Source organism: Pseudomonas mandelii, from assembly GCF_900106065.1.
GTDB lineage: Bacteria > Pseudomonadota > Gammaproteobacteria > Pseudomonadales > Pseudomonadaceae > Aquipseudomonas > Aquipseudomonas mandelii.
This window is the reverse complement of record NZ_LT629796.1, coordinates 160,665-186,131: the sequence shown is the minus strand read 5'-3', so window position 1 is coordinate 186,131 and position 25,467 is coordinate 160,665. Positions and strand designations below refer to the sequence as shown.

Annotated in this window: 11 protein-coding genes; 4 read left to right on the top strand and 7 right to left on the bottom strand. The window is 62.1% G+C overall.

Annotated elements, in window-relative coordinates; genetic code table 11:
- Positions 1 to 55: 55 nt before the first annotated feature.
- The 6 genes from BLU63_RS00695 to BLU63_RS00670 all read right to left on the bottom strand — a co-directional run bounded on the left by BLU63_RS00695 (position 56) and on the right by BLU63_RS00670 (position 8,433).
- A complete protein-coding gene (locus BLU63_RS00695; protein ID WP_083374691.1) occupies positions 56 to 2,017 on the bottom strand; it encodes an acetyl/propionyl/methylcrotonyl-CoA carboxylase subunit alpha in 1,962 nt (653 codons plus the stop codon).
- Positions 2,018 to 2,150: 133 nt separating this feature from the next.
- Positions 2,151 to 2,948, bottom strand: a complete 798-nt coding sequence (locus tag BLU63_RS00690) for an enoyl-CoA hydratase/isomerase family protein (RefSeq protein WP_083374690.1) — start codon at positions 2,946 to 2,948, stop codon at positions 2,151 to 2,153.
- On the bottom strand, positions 2,945 to 4,102 hold the full coding sequence (gene atuD / locus BLU63_RS00685) for a citronellyl-CoA dehydrogenase (protein ID WP_083374689.1): 1,158 nt from the start codon (positions 4,100 to 4,102) through the stop codon (positions 2,945 to 2,947). The genes BLU63_RS00690 and atuD overlap by 4 nt, the downstream gene beginning before the upstream one ends.
- A 26-nt stretch (positions 4,103 to 4,128) precedes the next feature.
- Entirely contained in the window at positions 4,129 to 5,745 is a 1,617-nt protein-coding gene (gene atuC, locus BLU63_RS00680; protein ID WP_077747898.1) for a geranyl-CoA carboxylase subunit beta, read from the bottom strand.
- Positions 5,746 to 5,748: 3 nt separating this feature from the next.
- The gene (locus BLU63_RS00675; RefSeq protein WP_083374688.1) at positions 5,749 to 6,618 is read right to left on the bottom strand and encodes an SDR family oxidoreductase; all 870 of its coding nucleotides are present in this window, start codon (positions 6,616 to 6,618) and stop codon (positions 5,749 to 5,751) included.
- 12 nt (positions 6,619 to 6,630) lie between these two features.
- Entirely contained in the window at positions 6,631 to 8,433 is a 1,803-nt protein-coding gene (locus tag BLU63_RS00670) for an acyclic terpene utilization AtuA family protein (protein ID WP_083374687.1), read from the bottom strand.
- Positions 8,434 to 8,611: 178 nt separating this feature from the next.
- Between BLU63_RS00670 and BLU63_RS00665 the strand changes: the two genes are divergently transcribed.
- From BLU63_RS00665 to BLU63_RS00655, 3 genes are all read left to right on the top strand, one after another.
- A complete protein-coding gene (locus BLU63_RS00665) occupies positions 8,612 to 9,235 on the top strand; it encodes a TetR/AcrR family transcriptional regulator (protein WP_010461210.1) in 624 nt (207 codons plus the stop codon).
- 95 nt (positions 9,236 to 9,330) lie between these two features.
- Complete coding sequence (locus tag BLU63_RS00660; protein ID WP_174604246.1) at positions 9,331 to 10,125, top strand: substrate-binding periplasmic protein; 795 nt, start codon at positions 9,331 to 9,333, stop codon at positions 10,123 to 10,125.
- Positions 10,126 to 10,225: 100 nt separating this feature from the next.
- Entirely contained in the window at positions 10,226 to 11,239 is a 1,014-nt protein-coding gene (locus BLU63_RS00655) for a GNAT family N-acetyltransferase (protein ID WP_083374685.1), read from the top strand.
- Positions 11,240 to 11,395: 156 nt separating this feature from the next.
- On the opposite strand, the gene BLU63_RS00650 is transcribed toward BLU63_RS00655, so the two are convergent.
- Positions 11,396 to 11,944 carry an RNA polymerase factor sigma-70 gene (locus tag BLU63_RS00650; protein WP_010461205.1) on the bottom strand — a complete coding sequence of 183 codons (549 nt, stop codon included), beginning with the start codon at positions 11,942 to 11,944 and terminating at the stop codon, positions 11,396 to 11,398.
- Between the two features lie 377 nt (positions 11,945 to 12,321).
- Here BLU63_RS00650 and BLU63_RS00645 point away from each other — a divergent pair, with 377 nt between their 5' ends.
- Positions 12,322 to 25,302, top strand: coding sequence for a non-ribosomal peptide synthetase (locus BLU63_RS00645; protein ID WP_083374684.1), 12,981 nt, complete (start codon positions 12,322 to 12,324; stop codon positions 25,300 to 25,302).
- The last annotated feature ends 165 nt before the right edge of the window (positions 25,303 to 25,467 follow it).

The window sequence follows — 25,467 nt, the reverse complement described above, 5'->3', positions numbered from 1 at the left end:
TCCGCGTCCTGATAGGGCTTGAGCGTAGCCAAAGCCGGCGGATCCGCCTAGCGGCTTATTCGACCTCCAACAAAATTTGACGATTCTTGACCTGATCGCCGACTCGCACCTTCAAGCGTTTAAGCACGCCGTCGATCCCTGATTTGAGCGGGTGCTCCATTTTCATCGCTTCGAGCACCACCAGCAGTTGACCTTTGCTGACCGGGCTGCCCTCGCTGACCAGTACGTCGACGATCGCCCCGTCCATGGGTGCCTTGAGGGTGCCGGAGCTGACACTGGCCTGGCTGCTGACCAAGGCTTGGGTCCGATCGACCAGACGCAGGCTGCCGGGGCGGGTGAACAGCCAGAGTTGACCGCCCGCGAGGCGGTAGGCATGGCGTTGGCGGATGCCGTCGATCATCAGGGTTGCCCAGTGCCCGTCGCACTGAATGACCTTCAATTCGAGGGTTCGGCTGCCGACTTGCAAGCGGTACGGTGAGTCAGGCGCTGCGTTCAGTTCCACTGGCCAGTCCTGATCCTCCAGGCCGATTCGAAGATGCAGGGGCACGCTGGCGTTGTTTCGCCAACCGGCCAGCGGGGCACGGTGAGCCTGCGCCGAGGCGTGATAGAACAACGCCGCCGCAATGACCAGTTCTTCGGCGCTCGGCACCTTCGGATGCAGACAAGGATGGTCGGCGAAACAGCTCGGGATAAACCCGGTGCTGAACTCGCCGCTGATGAACTGCGGGTGTTGCAGCAGGCTGGCGAGCAAGCGCTGATTGCTTTGCACGCCCAGCAACACGCTGTCCTGCACCGCCCGCAGCAGTTTGCGCCGCGCTTCTTCACGGGTGGCTCCGTGCGCAATGATCTTGCCCAGCAGCGGATCGTAGAACGGGCTGATGTTCTGGCCTTCGATCAAACCGTGATCGATCCGCACACCGTCTTGCAACGCCAGCTCCCACGCCTCGACTCGCCCGGTTTGTGGCAAAAAGCCCTGGGCCGGATCTTCGGCGTACAAACGCACTTCCATGGCATGCCCGTTGAGCTGCACTTCTTCCTGGCTCAACGGCAGCGGCAGGCCCTCGGCGACGTGCAGCTGCCAGGCCACCAGATCAAGGCCGGTGATCAATTCGGTCACCGGGTGTTCCACTTGCAGCCGGGTGTTCATCTCCAGAAAGTAGAACTGCCCGCGCGCGTCCAGCAAAAACTCAACGGTGCCGGCGCCCACGTAATTCACCGCTCGCCCAGCCTTCAACGCCGCTTCGCCCATGGCCTGGCGCAACTCGGTGGTCATCACCGGGCAGGGTGCTTCTTCGATGACTTTCTGGTGGCGACGCTGGATCGAACAGTCGCGTTCGCCGAGGTAGATCAGGTTGCCGTGCTGGTCGCCGAACACCTGGATTTCTACATGGCGCGGATCGATCAGCGCTTGTTCGAGAATCAGTTCGTCGCTGCCGAACCCGTGCAGGGCTTCGGAGCGCGCGGTTCGCAGCTGTTCCAGCAAATCGTCGGCGCTGTGCACCAGGCGCATGCCGCGTCCGCCGCCGCCGGCGCTGGCCTTGATCATCAGCGGATAGCCGATGCGTGCGGCTTCGCGGCTCAGGGTCGCATCGTCCTGTTCGGCGCTCTGATAGCCTTTGATGCAGGGCACGCCGGCCGCGAGCATGGCGAGTTTCGACAGGCGCTTGCTGCCCATCAATTCGATTGCTTCGGGGCTCGGGCCAATGAAGGTGATACCGGCGTTTTGGCAGGCGAAGGCGAATTCGGCATTTTCCGAGAGGAAGCCGTAGCCGGGGTGTATCGCGTCGGCACCGCTGCGCCGGGCGGCGTCGATGATCGCCGGGATGTTCAGGTAGGACTGCTGCACCGGGGCCGGGCCGATGTTGACCGCTTCGTCGGCCATTTGGACGTGCAGGGCGTCGGCGTCGGCATCGCTGAATACGGCGACGGTGCGGTAGCCCAGGGCGTGGGCGGTGCGCTGGATGCGGCAGGCGATTTCACCGCGGTTGGCGATGAGGATTTTGCTGAGTCCGGGCATGGGTTGTTCCCTTGTTATTGCGGTGAATGTGATGGCCTCTTCGCAGGCAAGCCTCGCTCCTACAGGTACCGCGATTGCCGCGGGATTGGGCTCGGCACAAAACCTGTAGGCGCGAGGCTTGCCCGCGAAGCTTTTAGAGGGCCCACCCCGGTTTACGTTTTTGCACGAAGGCCATCGTCCCCTCGACCCCTTCAGCCCCGGTCACCGCTTCGCTGAACCACCCGGCGGCTTCATCCAGCAACGCGTCCGAAGGCTGCCCCGCACTCGCCAACAACAGTTTTTTGGTCGTGGCATTCGCCCCCGGCGCGCAGCACAACACATGGGCCAGAATTTCATCGAGGCGTTCGGCCAAGGCTTGCGCGTCATGCTCGACGAAATGTACCAAGCCCATGCGCCGTGCCTGGGTGCCATCGAAGCGTGCGGCCGTCAGTGCCAGTCGACGCGCCTGGGTCAAACCGATGCGCTGCACCACAAACGGCGCGATCTGCGCGGGCAACAGACCGAGACTGGTTTCCGGCAGACCGAACTGCGCCAGGTGATCGGCCAGCGCGACATCGCTGACGCAGGCCAGTCCCAATCCGCCGCCGAGCACCGCGCCTTGCAGCACCGTGATGACCACTTGCGGCGCGTGTTGCACCTCTTGCAGCAGCGCGCCGAACGCTCGGTTCAAATCGCGATAGGCGTCCGGGCCTTGAGCCCGGGCATTGGCCATGTCCTTGATGTCGCCGCCAGCACAAAAATGCCCGCCGGCACCGCCGATCACCAGCGCACGAACGGATTGATCGTCACGCACCGCGGCGAGCACCGCACGCAGTTCGGCAACCATCTGCAAGCTCATGGCGTTGCGGCTTTCCGGGCGGTTGAGGGTGATGTGCAGCACGCCGTTATGGGATTCGAGCAGCAAGGTCTGGCAAACCGGCAGGGCGCTCATTTCTTTTTCCCCGGCAGGATGCCCATCAGTTTGCAGATGATGCCCAGCATGATTTCGTCGGCCCCACCGCCGATCGACACCAGCCGCACGTCACGGTAAGCGCGGGCCACCGGGTTGTCCCACATGAAGCCCATGCCCCCCCAATATTGCAGGCAGCTGTCGCTGACTTCGCGACCCAGGCGACCGGCCTTGAGTTTGGCCATCGACGCCAGGCGCGTGACGTCCTGGCCTTTGATGTACTGCTCGGTGGCCTGATAGACCAGCGCTCGCAAGCATTCGATTTCGGTTTGCAGTTCGGCCAGGCGAAAGTGAATGACCTGATTGTCGATCAGCGCGCTGCCGAAGGTCTTGCGCTCCTTGCAGTACTCGATGGTGCTGTCGACGCAGTATTCCAGGCCCTTGATCATGTTCGCCGCGCCGAACAGGCGTTCTTCCTGGAATTGCAGCATCTGCATCATGAAGCCCGCGCCTTCATGGCCGATGCGGTTGCGTTGCGGCACGCGCACGTTGTCGAAAAACACCTGAGCGGTTTCCGAACTGCGCATGCCGAGCTTGTCCAAGTGCGAACTGAGGCTGATGCCCGGGGTGTTCATCGGCACCATGATCAGCGATTTGTTGACGTGCGGTTTGTCGTCGGAGGTGTTGGCGAGCAGGCAGATGAAGTCGGCGCTCGGCGAGTTGGTGATCCACATTTTGCTGCCGTTGATCACGTAGTCGTCGCCGTCCTTGCGGGCGCTGGTTTTCAATCCGGCGACGTCGGAACCGGCACCGACTTCGGAGACGCCAATGCAACCGACCTGTTCACCGGTAATCGCGGGACGGAGGAATTCTTCGCGCAATTCATCGGAGCCGAAGCGGGCGAGGGCGGGCGTGCACATGTCGGTCTGCACGCCAATGGACATCGGAATCCCGCCACAATGAATCGTGCCGAACTCTTCGGCCGCCACGATCGAATAGCTGTAGTCGAGTCCCATCCCACCGAATTTTTCCGGTTTGGAAATCCCCAGCAAGCCGAGGTCGCCGGCCTTGCGGAAAATCTCGTGGATGGGAAAGCGCCCGGCCTTTTCCCATTCTTCGACGTGGGGATTGATCTCGTGATCGACGAATTGGCGGACCGTGCGACGCAGTGCTTCGTGTTCCTGGGTGAAGATCATTTTTATTGTTCTCCTGTGATCCGCGATCAGAATCTCGCGACGCCAAAACTGTTGGTTTGCAGTGGCCGCACTTCGGCCTCATGACAGATGTCCAGCAAGTAACCGAGCAAGGTCCGGGTATCCCGCGGGTCGATCAGCCCGTCGTCCCACAGGTTGGCGCTGCCATACAGCGCGGTGGACTGGCTGTCGAGTTTCTGCGCGGTCACCTGTTCCAGCATGTCGAGCATTTTGGGGTCCGGCACCAGGCCGTCCTTGAGTTGTTTGGCCTCGGTGACGATGCGCAGCACCTTGCCGGCCTGGGCACCACCCATGACGGCGGTGCGGCTGTTGGGCCAGGCGAAGATGAAACGCGGGTCGAGGCCGCGGCCGCACATCGCGTAGTTGCCGGCGCCGTAGGAGCCGCCGACGACGATGGTCAGTTTAGGCACCCGGGCGTTGGCCACCGCTTGAATCATCTTCGCGCCGTGCTTGATCACGCCTTGCTGTTCCGACTCGGTGCCGACCATGAACCCGGTGGTGTTGTGGAAAAACAGCAGCGGCGTCCGGCTCTGGTCACACAGCTGAATGAATTGCGCCGCCTTGCTCGCCCCCTTGGGCGTGATCGGGCCGTTGTTGCCGATGAATCCGCAGGCGCGGCCCTGAATGTGCAAATGGCCGCAGAGGGTCTGCTGATCGAACTCACCCTTGAACTCGAGGAAGCTCGAACCGTCGGCAATCCGCGCGATGATTTCGCGCACGTCATAGGGCTTTTTCGGATCGTCGGGAATCAGCCCGAGCAACTCGTCGATCGGGTAGAGCGGGTTTTCCCAGTACCGGGCGGGCGCCACCGGCAGCCGTGAATTCCACGACAGCAGACTGACAATCTCGCGCACCTGGCGCACGCCATCGGCATCGTTCTCGGCCAGGTATTCGGCGGTGCCGGCGGTTTGTGCGTGCATCTCGGCGCCGCCCAGTTCTTCATCGGTGGCGACTTCTCCGGTGGCGGCCTTGAGCAGCGGCGGGCCGGCCAGAAACAGCTTCGCCTTGCCGCGCACCACCACCACATAATCTGAGAGCCCCGGCTGATAAGCTCCGCCCGCTGTGGCCGAGCCGTGGACCACGGTAATCTGCGGCAGCCCCATGGCCGACATCCGCGCCTGATTGGCAAAGCTGCGCGCGCCTTCGACGAAAATCTCCGCCGCGTAATTGAGATTGGCGCCGCCGCTCTCGGCGAGGGTGATCACCGGCAGTTTGTTTTCCATGGCGATCTGTTGCAGGCGCAGGGACTTTTTCAGACCGCTGGGGGAAATGGTCCCGCCCTTGATCGCACTGTTATTCGCCACCACCAGCACCCGCACGCCGGACACGTAGCCGATCCCGGCGATCAAGCCGCCGCCGGCCGAGCTGCCGTCCTTGTCGTCGTGCAGTTTGTAGCCGGCCAGGCTCGCCAGTTCGAGGAACGGCGCGCCGGGGTCGAGCAGCAGATTGAGGCGTTCACGGGGCAGCAACTGGCCGCGTTTGTCGAATTTTGGCTTGGCTTCGGCCGCCTTGTTCAGCAGGTTTTGTTCGAGCTGGCGGACCTGCTCGATGCCGACCAGCATGGCCGTGCGGTTCTGGGCGAACTGTTCGCTGAACGGGTCTACCTGGGACTGGATCACCGGCATGGTTTATTCCTTGTCCTTGAGCACATCAGGAAGGTAGGCGCGGTGAAAACCGTTGTACGACTCACTGTTCGTCGCCTTGTGAATCGGCCACGCCCGACCGCCGAGACTCGCGGCGCCGTCGATGCGCAACGTGCTGCCGCTGATGAACGTGGCGGCCGGGCTGAGCAGGAACACGATTGCCGCGCTGACTTCGGATTCCGTGCCGATGCGCTTGAGCGGCACGTGCTCGCGCAAGGTTGGAATCACCGCTTTGAACGCACCTTCGTAGGTGTCCATACCGCTCGATGCCACCCAACCCGGCGCCACCGCGTTGACCCGCACCCCGGCATAACCCCATTCGAAGGCGGCAGTCTTGGTGAGGTTGTCCATGCCCGAGCGCGCCGCGCCCGAGTGGCCCATGCCGGGCATGCCGCCCCACATGTCGGCGAGCATGTTGACGATGGCGCCGCCGTGTTTGCTCATGGATTGGTTGAACACTTCCCGGGCCATCAGGAAACCGCCCACCAGGTTGGTGCGCATCACGGTTTCGAAACCCTTCTGATTGATCGAGGCCAGGGGCGACGGGTATTGGCCTCCGGCATTGTTGACCAATCCGTGGATCGGGCCGTGCTGGCGGATCAACTCGCTGACCAGATGCCTGACCGCTTCTTCTTCACGAATGTCGCAGGTGGCCCAGTCCGCCTTGCCGCCGTCTTCGGCAATCTCGGCGGCAACGTTTTTCAACTTGTCGGCCTTGCGCCCGACCAGCAGCACACGGGCGCCAAGTGCCGCCAGCTCATGGGCGGTGCACCGGCCGATGCCGCTGCCGCCACCGGTGACGATGATGGTTTGGCCTGCAAACAAACCGGCTTTGAAAATCGAATCGTAGGCCATGGCGACCGTCCTCTAGTTGACCTGGTCGGCGATGCCCTGGGGCACCGGAATCTGGATGTCCAGCAACTGCTGGGCGAAGGCTTTGCCTTGCGGATCGATTCGCAGGCTGGCCACGCCACCGCCGCCGAGGGCGTTCTCCAGGAGAAAATTGAAACTGTGGGTGCCGGGCAAATACCAACGCTCGACACGTCCGTGGATCGGGTCAAGGACATGGCTCATCCAGTCGACCATCACCTCAGGCGTCAGGGCTTCGGCGATCCATGGCAGATACTCGGCTTCCCGGGCCATGACGCCGATGTTGCTGTGATTACCCTTGTCGCCGGAGCGCGCGACGGCGAGTTTGACCAGGGCCACGCTGGCATCGGCGCGGCCTGTGGGTTGCGGCGGGTCGAACGGAACGGGCAAGTCATCCGGGTCGAGCACATCGACGGCGGGCAGGGCGCACGGGTGGCGTTGGCCCTGCAGATCAATTTCCAGCGTGCAGGCGGTTTTGTCGATGAGGAACGAGAACAGCCGGATCAGCGGATACACCGTCGGCCGTCCACCGACAATCCCGGTCAGTCCCGGCGCCATGCCGGTGGCAGCCTGGGCGATTTCCCGGGAGAACACGATCAATGCCTGTTTGTTCGGATGGCGCACCGCGAGTTTGATCACCACTTCGCGGCTGTCCTGGCGTTGGCCGTGGGCACCGTAAGTGGCCTCGCTGCCCAGGAGTTCGATGTTCACTTCGCTGTAGGGCGCCCAGCCGCGCTGGCTGAAGATCTCCGAGGTCTTGTTGATGATCGCCTGGCCGACCCGTTCGGCCTTGGCCACGGCATCGATCCCGGCGATCAGGCAACTGGCGGTGCAGCGGAAACCGTCCGGGTAGGTCGCGCTGACCTTGTATTGATCGGTAGGCGGCAAGCCTTTGGCGCCATGCACCTGAACTGCGTTTTTACCTTGTTGCACGAGTTTGACCTGGGTGAAATCGCAGACCACGTCAGGCAGCAGGTAGGCTTGGGGGTTGCCGATTTCATAGAGCATTTGTTCGCCGACGGTCAGCGGCGTGACCAGGCCGCCTGAGCCCTCGGGTTTGCTGACGATGAACTGGCTGTCGGCGCTGACTTCGACGATGGGGAAGCCAATGTGTTCGTAATCGGGCACATCGCGCCAATCGGTGAAATTGCCGCCGGTGCACTGGGCGCCACATTCGATGATGTGCCCGGCCAATGCGGCCTGGGCCAGTTTGTCGTAGTCATGCCAGGACCAGCCGAATTCATGGACCAGCGCGGCACTGACGACCGCGCTGTCGACGACGCGTCCGGTAATGACGATGTCGGCACCCAATCGAAGGGCTTCGACAATGCCCGGTGCGCCGAGGTAGGCGTTGGTCGAGACGCACATCGGCGGCAAGGGCGCGCCGCTGAACATTTCATGCAGGCCACGGCTGCTCAGCTGTTTGAACTGCGGTTGCAGGTCGTCGCCCAGCAACACGGCGATTTTCAGTGCCACCCCGGCCTTGTCACATGCCGCTTGCAAGGCAGCGGCGCAGGCCTGTGGATTGACCCCGCCGGCATTGCTGATGACGCGGATGTGTTGTTCGGCGAGTTGCCCAAGCAGTGGGCTGAGGACTTCGATGAAGTCGCCCGCATAGCCCGCCTGCGGATCTTTCATCCGTGCGCCGGCCATGATCGACATCGTGATTTCTGCCAAATAGTCGAAGACCAGATAGTCCAGACGCCCACCGTGCACCAGTTGCGCAGCAGCGGTTGAGGTATCGCCCCAGAACGCGCTGGCGCATCCGATGCGAATCGTTTCTGGCGCAGTCCTTTCCATAACCACCTCCGATAGAAGTGCATCGAGACTACCAAGCAAGCGCTTGGTTTGTAAACGACTGAAATATCTTCTGCCCGAGCGCTTGCTTGGTTGTCGTCGCCAGCTTAAATTGCCCGCGCAACCCCGCTGTTTTAGCGGCGGGCGGCGCATTTGATTGATCGACTGTAGGAGAGAATGGGTGGACGAGCAAAAAGCCCTGGGGGTCATGCGCGAATTGGTCGACAGCGGCCAATTGACCGACCCCGACAGCGCCCGCGGCAAACTGCTGCAAGTGGCGGCTCACCTGTTCCGTAACAAAGGTTATGAACGCACCACGGTGCGCGATCTGGCTGGCGCCGTGGGCATTCAGTCGGGCAGCATTTTTCATCACTTCAAAAGCAAGGACGAGATCCTGCGCGCGGTGATGGAAGAGACCATCCGCTACAACACGGCGTTGATGCACGCCGCCCTGGCCGAGGCCGGCAATGTACGCGAGCGGGTGCTGGCGCTGATTCGCTGCGAATTGCAGTCGATCATGGGCGGCAGCGGCGAGGCCATGGCGGTGTTGGTGTACGAATGGCGTTCGCTGTCCGAAGACGGTCAGGCGCAGGTGCTGGCGCTGCGCGATATTTACGAAGCGCTTTGGCTGCAGGTGTTGGGTGAAGCCAAGGACGCCGGTTTTATCCGCGGCGATGTGTTCATCACGCGTCGTTTTCTGACGGGGGCGTTGTCCTGGACCACCACCTGGTTTCGTGCCGGCGGCAGCATGAGCCTCGATCAATTGGCCGATGAAGCATTGATTCTTGTGCTCGAAGAGAAGTAATAAGGTGTCATGAGCCAGCAGGAAACTGGCTAAGTGGCCGAAACCGCCTAGCTTGAATGCATTGATGGGTATTTTTTGGGGAGTGGGTTGTTTTGATGTCTTCGCCAATTAGGACGGCCACGCGGCTTTTGCTGGCGTCGCTCGCGGCGGTTTGGGTATTGCCGTCCCAGGCTGCACAACTGGTGCGTGTCGGTGCCGCACATTTCCCGCCTTATACCGTGCGCCCGGAATCCGGTGCCGACACTGGCCTGCTGCCGCAATTGGTAGAAGCCTTGAATCAATCGCAGAGCGACTATCAGTTCGTCCTGGTGCCGACTTCGATTCCTCGGCGATTCGGAGATTTCAAGCAAGGTCGGGTCGACATGGCCATTTTCGAGAACCCGGACTGGGGCTGGAAGGACATTCCCCACACCAGCGTCGACATGGGGCTTGAAGACGCCGAGATTTTCGTCGCGCAACGTGAGCCCGAGCGCCAGCAAAGTTATTTTGCCGACCTCACCGGCAAGCGTCTGGCGCTGTTCAGCGGCTATCACTACGAGTTCGCCAACTTCAATGCCGACCCGAAATTCCTCGCGCAGAACTACGACGCCACGCTGACCTATTCCCATGACAGCAACCTGCTGATGGTGCTGCGCGGGAGGGCAGACATTGCCTTGGTGACGCGTTCCTACCTGAGCGATTACCTGCTACGCAACGAGCTCGTGGCCGATCAGCTGCTGGTGTCGCAGCGCGTCGATCAGGTGTATCACCACTACGCGATCCTGCGTCCGTCCGCGCCCATCAGCGGCGAGGCGTTCGGCAAGTTGCTGCAAGGGTTGCGGGACAATGGGCAGATGCTGAAGATTTTCGATCCATACAAGATTGCGGTGGTGGCGGTGCCCAAGCCCTGAATGACACCGCAGGTCGCGCCAATTCGCGACTTCACTTAAATTTCCTGCCCCGGCTCACGTCACAGGGTTGAACTGTCGACGATTATCGTGAGCCCGCCCCATGCCCAATCTGAATGACCTGACTGCCCTGGCCTTGCCCAACGGAAGCCGTCTTGTAGCTGATGAAACCCAGAGTCGCCTGCACCTCAGCCTGGAAGGGCAGTCGCTGATCGAGCTGCGCCTGACCCGCGAGCCCGATGTGCAGGTGCAGGTCGAAAAGCGTTTCGACACGCCTGAAAGTCAGGCGCTCTGGGCCACCTGCTATTGGCTGTTTGCCCGTGATCCGGCGTGCCAGCACCTGACGTTTCAACTGCAGCAATCGCCTGCCGACGCCTTGGCGAGCGGTTTGCTGATTCCCACCGACACCGCCGGCCAATACCGTTGCGAACGCACGCTGTTCTGGCAGTTGCCCCAGCCGTGGCTCAGCCAGGCGCAGGCCGACACTTTTCCGCAGCAAATGGTCATCAGTGGCGGCAAGCGTCATCCGCTGCGCCCGCTAAAACCACGCGGTGAAGTCTATCGGCGCTTCGATGCGCGGCTCGGTGGCTGGATTTCCCTGCGCACGCTGGATATCGATCTGGACCTGGGGCGTTTCAATCGCTGGCAGAACAGCCCGCGGGTCGCGAGTTTCTGGCAGGAGGAGGGCAGCCTTGAGCAGCACCGCGAGTACCTGAGCAAACTCGAAGCCGATCCTCACACCCTGACCCTGATCGGTTGTTTCGATGATCAGCCGTTTGCCTATTTCGAAGCCTACTGGGCCAAGGAAGATCGCATCGCGCCGTTCTATGACACCGGCGATTACGACCGTGGTATCCACATGCTGGTGGGTGAAGAAAATCACCGTGGCCCGCACAAGGTGGCGAGCTGGTTATCGGCGTTGACGCACTACCTGTTTCTCGACGATCCGCGAACCCAGCGAGTCGTCGCCGAGCCTCGCGCCGACAACGGGAAGATGATCAAGTACATGCAGGACCAGGGTTACCACTGTGAGAAGGAGTTCGACTTTCCGCACAAGCGCGCGGCGTTGATGATGCTGGGGCGGGAGCGGTTTTTTGATCGGTGCAAGTTGGCGTGATGCTTATGGCTCAAGGTCTGCACTGACCTTGAGTGCCCCATCGCGAGCAGGCTCGCTCCCACATTGAATCTCCAGTGAACACACAATCGGTGAACACCAAAGATCCAATGTAGGAGTGAGCCTGCTCGCGATCGGGGTCACCGCAAATTTGAGCTTTTAACGACGGGCAAAGGTATCCACACGATTGCCCGACACCTTGCGGCAGTGCACCAGCGCATCGCGAATCATGAAGTTCACCAGTGTCGGCGAGACGCCGAGTTCCTTGGCGATGTCCTTTTGCGGCACGCCGTGCAGGCGGTACATCTCGAAGGCGTAACGGGTACGGCTGGGCAGCTCCGTCAGCGCATCGGCGATGTTTTCCAGGGTCGAGAAATTGATGTGCGAGGTTTCCGGCGAAGCGCCCTGAATCACCACGTTCAGACCTTCCTCTTCCGGCCCGGAGTATTTCTGCTCCAGCGCCTGCTTGCGATAGTGGTCGATCGCCAGGTTGCGCACGATCTGGAACAGATAACTGAGCTGAGCCTTGAAGGATGACGTGATTTGCGGCGCCGATTGCAGCCGGAAAAACGCATCCTGGACCACGTCTTCAGCACGCGACCGGCAACCGGTAATCCGCGCTGCAATCTTGACCAGAATCAGTCGGTTGTCGACAAAGGCCTGAAGTAGCGGTGAATCGCACCTGCTTGTGGATACTTGTTCCGTCATGGAAATCACCTTGCTGCCAATAGGTTGGTGGGACGGCGGGGGGGGCCGTCCTACACATCGAGCGACAAATTATGCTGAATGATAATGATTGTCAATTGAGAAAGAGAACTAATGCTCCTCAGTGGTGCAGAGTGAGAACTGCGACACGCTGTCGCACTCGCGTGCAGCAGTTGGTTCCGTTGACGATCGACCCTGCCGACTAATTATTTCAAGACGTCATCCGTTCTCATTGGTGAAAGGTGCCGGGTAAATCCCGGCCAAAACCGCACTCCCAATGCCTTGCGCAGTCGGCGAAGACCGCGTCCTGCATGCCCTTTAGTGGGCGTGACGTAAGAAAACCGATTCCATTTGCAAGCCGAATTCAGGCAGGAAACCTCATGACCGACGCGTTCGAACTCCCAAGCAATCTGGTCCAAGCTCTCCAGCGCCGAGCGGCCCTGACGCCGGATCGGGTGGCCTTGCGTTTTCTCGCCGAAACCCCGGAGCAGGCCGTGGTCCTCAGTTATCGCGAGCTGGATCAGCGGGCGCGGACCATTGCCGGTGCGTTGCAGGCCGAGGCTGAATTCGGCGATCGCGCCGTGCTGCTGTTTCCGAGCGGCCCGGATTACGTCGCGGCGTTTTTTGGTTGCCTGTACGCCGGGGTGATCGCGGTGCCGGCTTATCCGCCGGAGTCGGCTAAACGTCATCACCAGGAACGTTTGCTGTCGATCATCAACGATGCCGAGCCGCGCCTGCTGCTGACCAGCGCCGACCTGAGCGACGCCTTGCTGCAGATTGAAGGTGCGCCGCCGCTGCTGTGCGTCGACACCCTCGACGGTGCCTTGGCCGCCAGCTGGGTCGCGCCGAACCTGGCCGGTGACCACATCGCCTTTCTGCAATACACCTCCGGTTCCACTGCGTTGCCCAAAGGCGTGCAAGTCAGCCACGGCAACCTGGTGGCCAATGAACTGCTGATCCGTCATGGCTTCGGTATCGATCTGAACCCGGATGACGTGATCGTCAGCTGGCTGCCGCTGTACCACGACATGGGCCTGATCGGCGGTCTGTTGCAGCCGGTTTTCAGCGGTGTGCCGTGTGTGTTGATGTCGCCGGCGTACTTCCTCGGCCGGCCGTTGCGCTGGCTGGAAGCGATCAGCGAATACGGCGGCACCATCAGCGGCGGCCCGGATTTCGCCTATCGCCTGTGCAGCGAGCGCGTCAGTGAGTCGGCGCTGGAACGCCTCGACCTGAGCGGCTGGCGCGTGGCGTATTCCGGCTCCGAACCGATTCGTCTCGACACCCTCGATCGTTTCGGCGAAAAGTTCGCGGTGTGCGGTTTCACCACTGACAGTTTCATGGCGTCCTACGGGTTGGCCGAAGCCACCTTGTTTGTCGCCGGAACCCCGCGCGGTCAGGGCATCGGCAACCTGCGCGTGGACGATCAAGCCCTGGCCCAAAACCGCGCAGAGCCTGGCGAGGGCAGCGCGATCATGAGTTGCGGCATCAGCCAGCCGGATCACGCGGTGTTGATTGTCGACCCGGTCGCGCTCAACGAACTCGCCGACAACGCCATCGGCGAAGTGTGGGCTGCCGGGCCCAGCATCGCCCATGGCTACTGGCGCAACCCCGAAGCCAGCGCCAATACCTTCGTCCAGCACAACGACCGGACCTGGCTGCGCACCGGCGACCTGGGTTTCATGCGTGACGGTGAACTGTTCATCACCGGGCGCCTGAAAGACATGCTGATCGTTCGCGGTCACAACCTGTACCCGCAAGACATCGAACAGACCGTCGAACGCGAAGTGGAAGTGGTGCGCAAAGGTCGTGTCGCGGCCTTCGCGGTCACTGTCGATGGCCAGGAAGGCATCGGCATCGCCGCGGAAATCAGCCGCAGCGTGCAGAAAATCCTCCCGCCCGACGCGTTGATCAAAGCGATCCGCCAAGCGGTGGCCGAGGCGTATCAGGAAGCGCCGAGCGTGGTGGTGCTGCTCAATCCGGGCGCATTGCCCAAAACCTCCAGCGGCAAACTGCAACGTTCGGCCTGCCGCAATCGTCTGAAGGACGGCAGTCTCGACAGCTATGCGCTGTTCCCTTCAGCGGACGTTCAGGGCGAATCCGGCACAGCGTCGGGTTCCGAACTGCAAGCCTTGATCGGCCAGATCTGGAGTGAGCAACTGCAGGTCAAACAGGTTAACGCCGACGATCACTTCTTCCTGCTCGGCGGCAATTCCATCGCCGCCACTCAAGTGGTTGCTCGACTGCGTGAAACACTCGGACTGGAGCTGAACCTGCGCCTGCTGTTCGAAGCGCCAACCCTCGGCGCCTTCACTGCCGATGTCGCTCAGCTGCAACAGGACGGCGGCCTGGCCCAAGGCGTGATTACTCCGCTGTCGCGTCACGAACCGATGCCACAGTCTCTGGCGCAAAACCGCCTCTGGATTACCTGGCAACTCGATCCGCACAGCAGCGCCTACAACATTCCCGGAGCCTTGCGCCTGCGTGGCGAGCTGGACGAAAACGCCTTGCGCGCCAGTTTCCAGCAACTGATCGAACGTCATGAATCCTTGCGCACACGCTTCTTCGAACGGGACGGCGTGGCGCTCCAGCAGGTCGATGCGGCGGGCGAATTCAACCTGCAATTGATCGACATCAGCGAACTGCCCGCCGAGGAGCGCGAAGCCCGCGCGCTGCACATCAGTGAGGACGAAGCCCGCACCCAGTTCGATCTGGAGAAAGGCCCGCTGCTGTGGGTGACGCTGGTGCGCCTCGACGACGATGACCATCAACTGCTGGTGACGATGCATCACATCATTGCCGATGGCTGGTCGCTGAACGTGCTGATCGACGAGTTCTCGCGCCTGTACGCCGCGGCTTCCCAGGGACAAAAGGCCACGCTTCCCGCATTGCCAACCCAATACGCCGATTACGGCAGCTGGCAGCGTCAATGGCTGGCGCAAGGGGAGGGCGAGCGTCAACTCGCCTACTGGAAAACGCAGTTGGGCGAAGAGCATCCAACGCTGAACCTGGCCACCGATCATCCGCGCTCGGCGCAGCACGTTCACAGTGCTGCCCGCCACTCGATAAAGCTCGCCGCGACCCTGAGCGATGCCATTCGCCAGACCGCCCAGGCGCATGAGTCGACACCGTTCATGCTGTTGCTCGCCGCCTTCCAGAGCCTGTTGCACCGCTACAGCGGTCAGCGCGACATCCGCATCGGCGTGCCGAATGCCAACCGCCCGCGCCTGGAAACCCAAGGGCTGATCGGCTTCTTCATCAACACCCAGGTGCTGCGTGCCGACGTGGATTCGCGCCTGCCATTCGTTGAGCTGCTGGCGCAAACCCGCCAGGCCGCGCTGGGGGCGCAAGCGCATCAGGATCTGCCGTTCGAACAACTGCTCGAAGCGTTCCCGCAAGCGCGCGAACAAGGCTTGTTCCAGGTGATGTTCAACCACCAGCAACGGGACTTGAGCGCGCTGCGCCGCCTGCCGGGATTGCTCGCCGAAGAACTTCCGTGGCACAGCCGCGAAGCCAAGTTCGACCTGCAACTGCACAGCGAAGAAGACCAGAAGGGTCGCTTGAGCCTGTCCTTCGACTACGCCAGCGAGCTGTTCGACGCGACGACCATCGAGCGCCTGGCCGAGCATTTCAGCCACCTGCTGCGAGCCATTTGCGAGCTACCGTCCACCGCCATCGGCGACCTGCCACTGCTGAGCGCAAACGAACACGACCAACAATCGTCCTGGAGCGCCGCGCCGTGCACACCGGCCAGCCAATGGTTGCCGGAACGGCTCAACGAGCAAGCGCGCCAGACCCCGGAACGCACCGCGCTGATCTGGGACGGCGGCAGCCTCGATTTCGCCGAACTGCACACCCAGGCCAACCGCCTGGCCCATTACCTGCGCGACAAAGGCGTCGGCCCGGACGTCTGCGTGGCCATCGCCGCCGAGCGTTCGCCGCAGTTGCTGATCGGCCTGCTGGCGATCATCAAGGCTGGTGGTGCCTATGTGCCGCTGGACCCGGATTACCCGGCCGAGCGCCTGGCCTACATGCTCAGCGACAGCGGCGTGGAGTTGCTGCTGACCCAGACCCAATTGCTCGAACGCCTGCCGGCCACCGATGGCGTCAGCTTCATCGCCATGGATGCGCTGCACCTGGAGAACTGGCCAAGCCAGGCGCCGGGCCTGCACCTTCACGGCGACAACCTCGCCTACGTGATTTACACCTCCGGTTCCACCGGTCAACCCAAGGGCGTCGGCAACACCCACGCGGCGCTCGCCGAGCGCCTGCAATGGATGCAGAACACCTACGGGTTGAACGACACCGACGTGCTGATGCAGAAAGCCCCGATCAGTTTCGACGTGTCGGTGTGGGAGTGCTTCTGGCCGCTGATCACCGGCGCCCGCTTGCTGATTGCCGGTCCCGGCGAGCACCGCGATCCGCATCGCATCGCGCAGCTGGTTCAGCAATACGGCGTGACCACGCTGCACTTCGTGCCGCCACTGCTTTCGTTGTTCATCGACGAGCCGCTGACCGCCGAATGCAACAGCCTGCGCCGGGTCTTCTCCGGTGGCGAAGCCTTACCCGCCGAGCTGCGCAACCGCGTGCTGGAACAGCTGCCGGCCGTGCAATTGCACAACCGCTACGGCCCGACCGAAACCGCAATCAACGTCACCCATTGGCACTGCGTCCGCGCCGATGGCGAGCGCTCGCCGATTGGCCGCCCGTTGGGCAACGTGGTGTGCCGCGTGCTCGACAGCGACCTCAACCCGGTGCCGGCCGGGGTGCCGGGTGAGCTGTGCATCAGCGGCATCGGCCTTGCTCGTGGTTATCTGGGCCGTCCGGGACTGACCGCTGAACGTTTTGTCGTCGATCCACTGGGCGAGCAGGGCGCGCGTCTGTACCGCACCGGCGACCGTGCGCGCTGGACGGCGGATGGGGTGATCGAATACCTCGGTCGCCTCGATCAGCAGGTCAAACTGCGCGGCTTCCGTGTCGAGCCCGAAGAAATCGAAGCGCGCTTGCTGGCCCAGGAAGGCGTTGCCCAAGCCGTGGTGCTGGTGCGCGAAACCGCCGCCGGTGGCCAATTGATCGGTTACTACACCGCCACCGATTCCATTGAACAGGTTGATGTTCAAATCGCACGCCTGAAAGCCGCACTGGCGGCTGAGCTGCCGGAATACATGGTCCCGGCGCAGCTGATGCGCCTGGACGAAATGCCCCTGAGCCCGAGTGGCAAACTCGACCGTTGTGCCTTGCCCGAACCTCAATGGCAAGTGCGCGAACACGTCGAGCCGGTCACAGCGCTTGAGCAGCAAATCGCCGGCATCTGGCGCGAAGTCCTCGGCCTTGGGCAGATTGGGCTGCGTGACGATTTCTTCGCTCTCGGCGGTCATTCGTTGCTGGCCACGCAAATCATTTCCCGCACCCGTCAGGCCTGCGACGTTGAGTTGCCGCTGCGGGCACTGTTCGAAAACAGTGAGCTGGGCGCGTTTGCCGAACAGGTGCAACTGATCCAGGCTAGCGGCAAGACCAACCAGCAACCGCCCATCGAGAACGTCGACCGCCGCCAACCGGTGCCGCTCTCTTATTCCCAGCAACGCATGTGGTTTCTCTGGCAAATGGAGCCGGACAGCCCGGCCTATAACGTCGGCGGCATGGCACGGTTGCGCGGTGTACTCGATGTCGGGCGTTTCGAAGCGGCGTTGCAAGCGCTGATCATGCGCCACGAAACCCTGCGCACCACGTTCCCGAGCATCGACGGCGTGGCCCGCCAACAGGTCCATGCGCAAACCGGCATGCGCATGGACTGGAAGGACTTCTCGGCGCTGGAGGCCGACAGCCGTGAGCAACGGGTGCAGCAACTGGCTGACGACGAGGCACATAAACCGTTCGATCTGGAAACCGGTCCGCTGCTGCGCGCCTGTCTGGTCAAGACCGCCGAGCACGAACACTATCTGGTGCTGACTTTGCACCACATCGTCACCGAAGGCTGGGCGATGGACATCTTTGCCCGTGAACTGAGCGCGCTGTACGAAGCGTTCGTCGATGACCGCGAATCGCCGTTGGCACCGCTGCCAGTGCAGTACCTGGATTACAGCGTCTGGCAGCGCCAGTGGCTGGAATCCGGCGAGCGCCAGCGCCAGCTCGACTACTGGACCGCGCAACTGGGCCGCGAACATCCGCTGCTGGAATTGCCCGCCGACCGTCCACGTCCGCCGGTGCAAAGCCATCAGGGCGAACTGTTCCGTTTCGACCTGAGCGATGACCTCGCCGCACGGGTGCGCGCCTTCAACGCGCAAAACGGCCTGACCCTGTTCATGACCATGACAGCCGCACTGGCCGTGCTGCTTTATCGCTACAGCGGCCAAAACGACCTGCGCATCGGCGCGCCGGTGGCCAACCGGATTCGCCCGGAAAGCGAAGGACTGATCGGGGCGTTCCTCAACACCCAAGTGCTGCGTTGCCAGCTCGACGGGCAGATGTCCGTCGGTGAATTGTTCGAGCAGGTGCGCCACACGGTGATCGAAGGCCAGTCCCATCAGGACTTGCCATTCGATCACTTGGTTGAGGCCTTGCAGCCACCGCGCAGTGCCGCGTACAACCCGCTGTTCCAGGTGATGTGCAACGTGCAACGCTGGGAATTCCAGCAAAGCCGCACCCTGGCCGGCATGACCGTCGAGTACCTGGCCAACGATGCCCGGGCGACCAAGTTCGACCTCAATCTGGAAGTCACCGACCTCGATCATCGACTGGGTTGCTGCCTGACTTACAGCACTGATTTGTTCGATGAACCGCGCATTGCACGCATGGCCGGGCACTGGCGCAATCTGCTGGAAGCGCTGCTGTGCGATCCGCAACAGCGACTCTGCGAGTTGCCGTTGCTCGAAGCCACGGAACAGCAAAAGCTGTTGGACAGCCTTGGCGTCGAACGGGGCGAGCATCGCCTCGATCAATGCATCCATCACCTGTTCAGCGAGCAAGCCCTCGCCCGCAAAGACGCACCGGCGTTGACGTTTGCAGGTGAAACCCTGAGCTACGCCGAACTCGACAGCCGCGCCAATCGCCTGGCCTGGATGCTTCGCGAACGCGGTGTCGGCCCGCAGGTTCGCGTCGGACTGGCGCTTGAGCGTTCGCTGGAAATGGTCATCGGCCTGCTGGCGATCCTCAAGGCCGGCGGCGCTTATGTGCCGCTGGACCCGGAATACCCGCTCGATCGCCTGCATTACATGATCGAGGACAGCGGCATCGGTTTGCTGCTCAGCGATGCGGCGATGTTCGACGCGCTCGGCGAATTGCCGGCCAGCGTCGGCCGTTGGTGCCTCGAAGAGGACGCCGCCGCGTTGGCCCATTACCCGGCCACCGAACTGCCCTTTATCAGCCTGCCGCAACATCAGGCGTACCTGATTTACACCTCGGGTTCGACCGGCAAACCGAAAGGTGTGGTGGTGTCCCACGGTGAAATCGCCATGCATTGCCAAGCGGTCATTGAGCGCTTCGGCATGCGCCCGGACGATTGCGAACTGCATTTCTATTCGATCAACTTCGACGCTGCGACCGAGCGTTTGCTGGTGCCGTTGTTGAGTGGTGCGCACGTTGTCCTGCGCGCCCAAGGCCAATGGGACGCGGAAGACATCTGCGGGCTCATTCGTCGCCACCACATCAACATCCTCGGCTTCACCCCAAGCTACGGCAGCCAATTGGCGCAGTGGCTGGCGACCCAGGGCGAAATCCTCCCGGTGCGCATGTGCATCACCGGCGGCGAAGCCCTGACCGGTGAACACCTGACGCGAATCCGTGCGGCGTTCAAACCAAGCCTGTTTTTCAACGCCTACGGCCCGACCGAAACCGTGGTCATGCCATTGGCCAGTCTCGCACCCGAACAGCTGGAAGAAGGCTTGAGCGTGCCGATCGGCAGCGTGATCGGCGCGCGGGTCGCCTACATCCTCGATGCCGACCTGGCCTTGGTACCGCAAGGCGCGACCGGTGAGTTGTTCGTCGGTGGCGCCGGTCTGGCGCAGGGTTATCACCAGCGACCGGGCATGACCGCCGAACGGTTTGTGGCGGATCCATTCGCCGCCGATGGCGGACGTCTGTACCGCACCGGCGACCTGGTGCGCCAGCGTGCCGATGGCCTGGTGGAGTATCTGGGGCGCATCGACCATCAAGTGAAGATTCGCGGTTTTCGCATCGAGTTGGGCGAGATCGAAACCCGTCTGCTGGAGCATGAGTCGATCCGCGAAGCCGTGGTCCTGGCCCTCGACGCGCCGAGCGGCAAACAGCTGGTCGGCTATCTGGTGACCGAGGTCACCGAGCAGGACGAAACGCAACAAGCGGCATTGCGTGAAGCGCTGAAGCATCACCTCAAATCGCAACTGCCGGATTACATGGTGCCGACGCACCTGATCCTGCTGGCCAGCATGCCGCTGACCACCAATGGCAAACTCGACCGCCGCGCCTTGCCAGCGCCGGACCCGGAACTCAACCGTCAACACTACGTGGCGCCAAGCAACGAGCTAGAGCTGACCTTGACCGGCATCTGGTGCGAGGTGCTGAACATCGAGCAAGTGGGCCTTAACGACAACTTCTTCGAACTGGGCGGCGATTCGATTCTGTCAATCCAGGTGGTCAGTCGTGCGCGGCAGCAGGGCATTCATTTCAGTCCGCGTGACCTGTTCCAGCACCAGACCGTGCAAACCCTGGCCGCCGTGGCCACCCGCACCGAGCAGGTCACCGCCGAGCAAGGCCTGCTCAGCGGTGAGTCGCGTCTGACGCCGATTCAGCACTGGTTCTTCGACACGGACATTCCCGAGCGTCAGCACTGGAACCAGGCATTGCTGCTGGAGCCGACTGACGCGCTGGAACCCCATCGCCTGGAGCAAGCGCTGCTGGCGGTAATCGAACAGCACGATGCCTTGCGGTTGCGTTTCAGCCAGACCGACACGCAATGGCGCGCCGAGCATCAGGTGATTTCCAACGTGCCGGTGCTGTGGCAAGTGCGAGTTTCGTCCATGGACAAATGCGCCGCGCTGTTCGCCGATGCCCAGCGCAGCCTCGACCTCGAACAGGGGCCGCTGATGCGCGTGTTGCTGGTCGATGGTCCCGAGGGCGTACAACGGCTGTTCATCGCCATTCACCACTTGGTGGTGGACGGCGTTTCGTGGCGGGTGCTGCTCGACGATCTGCAAACCGTTTACCGTCAACTGGACGCCGGGCAGTCGGTCAAACTGTCGGCGAAAACCAGCGCTTTCAAGGATTGGTCCACCCGTTTGCAGGCCTATGCCGGCAGCGAATCCCTGCGTGAAGAACTGAGCTGGTGGCAGTCGCAACTGACCGGGCCGAATGCCGAATTGCCCTGTAATCGTCCTGAGGGCGGGCGGCAGAACCGGCATGCGCAAACCGTCAGCGTGCGCCTCGATGCCGAGCGTACTCTCCAGTTGCTGCAACAGGCGCCGAGTGCCTATCGCACGCAGGTCAACGACCTGCTGCTGACCGCGTTGGCTCGGGTGCTGTGCAATTGGAGCGGAGAGGAGTCGGCGCTGATTCAGCTTGAAGGCCACGGCCGCGAAACCCTGTTCGACGAGATCGACCTGACCCGCACCGTCGGCTGGTTCACCAGCGCTTATCCGTTACGCCTTATGCCGGCGAATGGGCAGGGTGCCTCGATCAAGGCGATCAAGGAACAACTGCGTGCCGTGCCGCACAAAGGCCTGGGTTATGGCGTGCTGCGTTATCTGGCCGATGATCTGAGTCGTCAGACCCTGGCCGCGTTGCCGGTGGCGCCGATCACCTTCAACTACCTCGGTCAGTTCGACCAGAGCTTCGGCGCGGACGCCTTGTTCCGTCCTCTCGATGAAGCGGTCGGTGCGGCCCATGATCCTCGCGCGCCGTTGCCCAATGAGCTGAGCGTCGACAGTCAGGTGTATGGCGGTGAACTGGTGCTGCGCTGGACTTTCAGCGCCGAACGCCACGATCCGCAAGCCATCACCGACCTGGCCAACGCTTATCTTGGCGAACTGCAAAGCCTGATCGAACATTGCCTGCGCGACGATGCGGGAGGCCTGACGCCGTCGGACTTCCCGTTGGCGAAACTGACCCAGCCGCAAATCGACGCGTTGCCAATCCCGGCCGCCGTCATCGAAGACGTCTACCCGCTGACCCCGATGCAGGAAGGCATGCTGCTGCACACCTTGCTGGAACCGGGCACCGGCCTCTACTACATGCAGGATCGCTACCGCATCAACAGCGAACTCGACCCGCAACGTTTCGCCCAGGCCTGGCAAGCGGTGATTGCCCGCCACGAAGCACTGCGCGCATCGTTCTGCTGGAACGTTGGCGAAGACATGCTGCAAGTGATCCACAAACCCGGCAGCACGCCGATCGAGATCCTCGACTGGACGCAAATTGCCGAAGCCGAGCAAGAGCCGAAACTGCAAGCGCTGCTCAAAAGCGAGCGTGAAGCCGGGTTCGATCTGCTCAATCAGGCACCTTTCCACCTGCGCTTGATCAAGGTCGGCGCGGCGCGTTACTGGTTCATTATGAGCAACCACCACATCCTGATTGATGCCTGGTGCCGCTCGCTGCTGATGAACGATTTCTTCGAAATCTACACCGCCCTCGGCGAAGGCCGGGACGCGCAACTGACCGTGCCCCCGCGTTATCGCGACTACATTGGCTGGCTGCAACGCCAGAGCCTGGCCGAGGCGCGGCAGTGGTGGAAAACCAATCTGCAAGGTTTCGAACGGACCACGCCGATCCCGAGCGACCGGCCGTTCCTGCGTGAGCATGCCGGTGAAAGCGGCGGCATGATCGTCGGTGACCGCTACACAAGGCTTGATGCTCGTGACGGTGCGCAACTGCGCGAATTGGCGCAGGCGCATCAACTGACCATCAACACCTTTGCGCAAGCGGCGTGGGCCTTGGTGCTACGGCGTTTGAGCGGTGATCGTGACGTGCTGTTCGGCGTCACGGTGGCCGGACGTCCGGTGGACATGCCGCAGATGCAGCGCACCGTCGGGCTGTTCATCAACAGCATTGCGCTGCGGGTGAAAATGCCCGAGGACGATCAGCGTTGCAGTGTGCGCCAGTGGTTGAGTGGTTTGCTCGACAGCAACATGCAACTGCGTGAGTACGAATACCTGCCGCTGGTGAGCATTCAGGAAAACAGCGAACTGCCCAAGGGCCAACCGCTGTTCGACAGCCTGTTCGTGTTCGAAAACGCCCCGGTGGAAGTCTCGGTGCTGGACCGCGCACAGAGCCTCAATGCCACGTCGGACTCGGGCCGTACCCACACCAACTTCCCGCTAACGGCGGTCTGCTATCCGGGGGATGACCTGGGGCTGCACCTGTCTTACGACCAGCGTTATTTCGACGAATCGACCGTCGAGCGCATGCTCGGCGAGTTCAAGCGATTGTTGCTGGCGCTGGTCGAAGGCTTCCATGGCGACATGGCCGATCTGCCGTTGCTGGGCGACGAGGAACAGGATTTCCTGATCCACGGCTGCAACCAGAGCGAGCACGATTACCCGCTGGAACAAAGCTATGTCGCGTTGTTCGAAGCGCAGGTCGCTCGGCATCCGCAGCGGATTGCCGCCAGTTGCCTGGATCAGCAACACAGTTATGTCGAACTGAACCGACGCAGCAACCGCCTCGGTCATGCTTTGATCGCGGCCGGGGTCGGGCTGGATCAACCGGTGGCATTGCTGGCCGAACGTAACCTCGATCTGCTCGGCATGATCATCGGCAGCTTCAAGGCGGGCGCGGGTTATCTGCCGCTGGACCCGGGGCTGCCGAGTCAGCGTCTGAGCCGGATCATCGACCTGAGCCGCACGCGATTGCTGGTCTGCACGCAAACCTGTCGTGAACAGGCGGTCGCGCTGCTGGAGGCGTTCAGTTGCGCCAACCGGCCGAAATTACTGGTCTGGGAAGAGGTGCAGGCGAGCGATGTATCGGTGGCGAATCCGGGTGTTTACAGCGGCCCGGACAACCTCGCCTATGTGATCTACACCTCCGGCTCCACCGGTTTGCCCAAAGGCGTGATGGTCGAACAGCGCGGCATGCTCAACAACCAGTTGAGCAAGGTGCCGTACCTGAATCTCAGCGAGGTTGATGTGATCGCCCAGACCGCTTCGCAAAGCTTCGACATTTCGGTCTGGCAGTTCCTCGCCGCACCGCTGTTCGGGGCGCGGGTGGACATTGTGCCGAACACCATCGCCCATGACCCGCAAGGGTTGCTGGCGCACGTATCGGCCCAGGGCATTACGGTACTGGAAAGCGTACCGTCGCTGATTCAGGGCATGCTCGCCCAGGAACGCATGAGCCTCGACGGCCTGCGCTGGATGCTGCCGACCGGTGAAGCGATGCCGCCGGAACTGGCGCATCAATGGCTGCTGCGCTACCCGGAGATCGGGCTAGTGAATGCCTATGGCCCGGCGGAATGCTCGGACGACGTGGCGTTCTTCCGCGTTGACATGGCCTCGACCCGTGGCAGTTACCTGCCCATCGGTACGCCGACCGACAACAACCGTTTGTACCTGCTCGATGGTGCGCTGGACCTGGTGCCGTTGGGGGCGGTGGGCGAGTTGTGCGTCGCCGGCACGGGGGTCGGGCGTGGTTACGTCAGCGACCCGTTGCGCACCGCCCTGGTATTTGTACCGAACCTGTTTGGCGCGCCGGGGGATCGTCTGTATCGCACCGGCGACTTGGCCCGACGTCGCAGTGACGGCGTGCTGGAATACGTTGGGCGTATCGACCATCAAGTGAAGATTCGCGGTTACCGCATCGAACTGGGTGAAATCGAAGCACGTTTGCATGAGCAACCGGAAGTACGCGAAGCGGCGGTCGGTGTGCAGGAAGGCGTGAACGGCAAGCATCTGGTCGGCTATTTGGTCGCGGCGGATGCTTTGATCAAGCCAACGGAGCGACTCGAACGCATCAAGCAACGCCTGCGTACCGAACTCCCGGAATACATGGTGCCGCTGCACTGGTTGTGGCTGGAGCGGATGCCGCTCAATGCCAACGGCAAACTCGACCGCAAGGCGCTGCCGGCGCTGGAGATCGGCCAGTTGCAGAGCCAGGATTACCAGGCGCCGCGCACCGAGCTGGAGCAGACACTGGCGAATATCTGGGCCGAGGTGCTGAAGGTCGAGAAGGTCGGCGCGCAGGACAACTTCTTCGAACTGGGCGGGCATTCGTTGCTGGCGACGCAGATTGCTTCGCGGGTGCAGAAAGCCTTGCAACGGGATGTGCCGTTGCGGGCGATGTTCGAGTGCAGCACGGTGGCGGAGTTGGCCGAGTACATCAACGGGTTGGCGGCGAGTGACATCACCGAGGAGAAGGTGGATCGCCTCAATGACTTGATGGCGGAGTTGGAGGGGTTTTGATTCTTTAGCGTCTGTGCGGGGCCTTTCGCGGGCAAGCCTCGCTCCTACAGGATTTGTGTCGTTCGCAATTTTTATGATCGACACCAGACCTGTGGGAGCGAGCCTGCTCGCGAAGGCGTCATCGAAATTTGCGCGAATTTGCGCGTTGACTGCCGCTTCGGACCG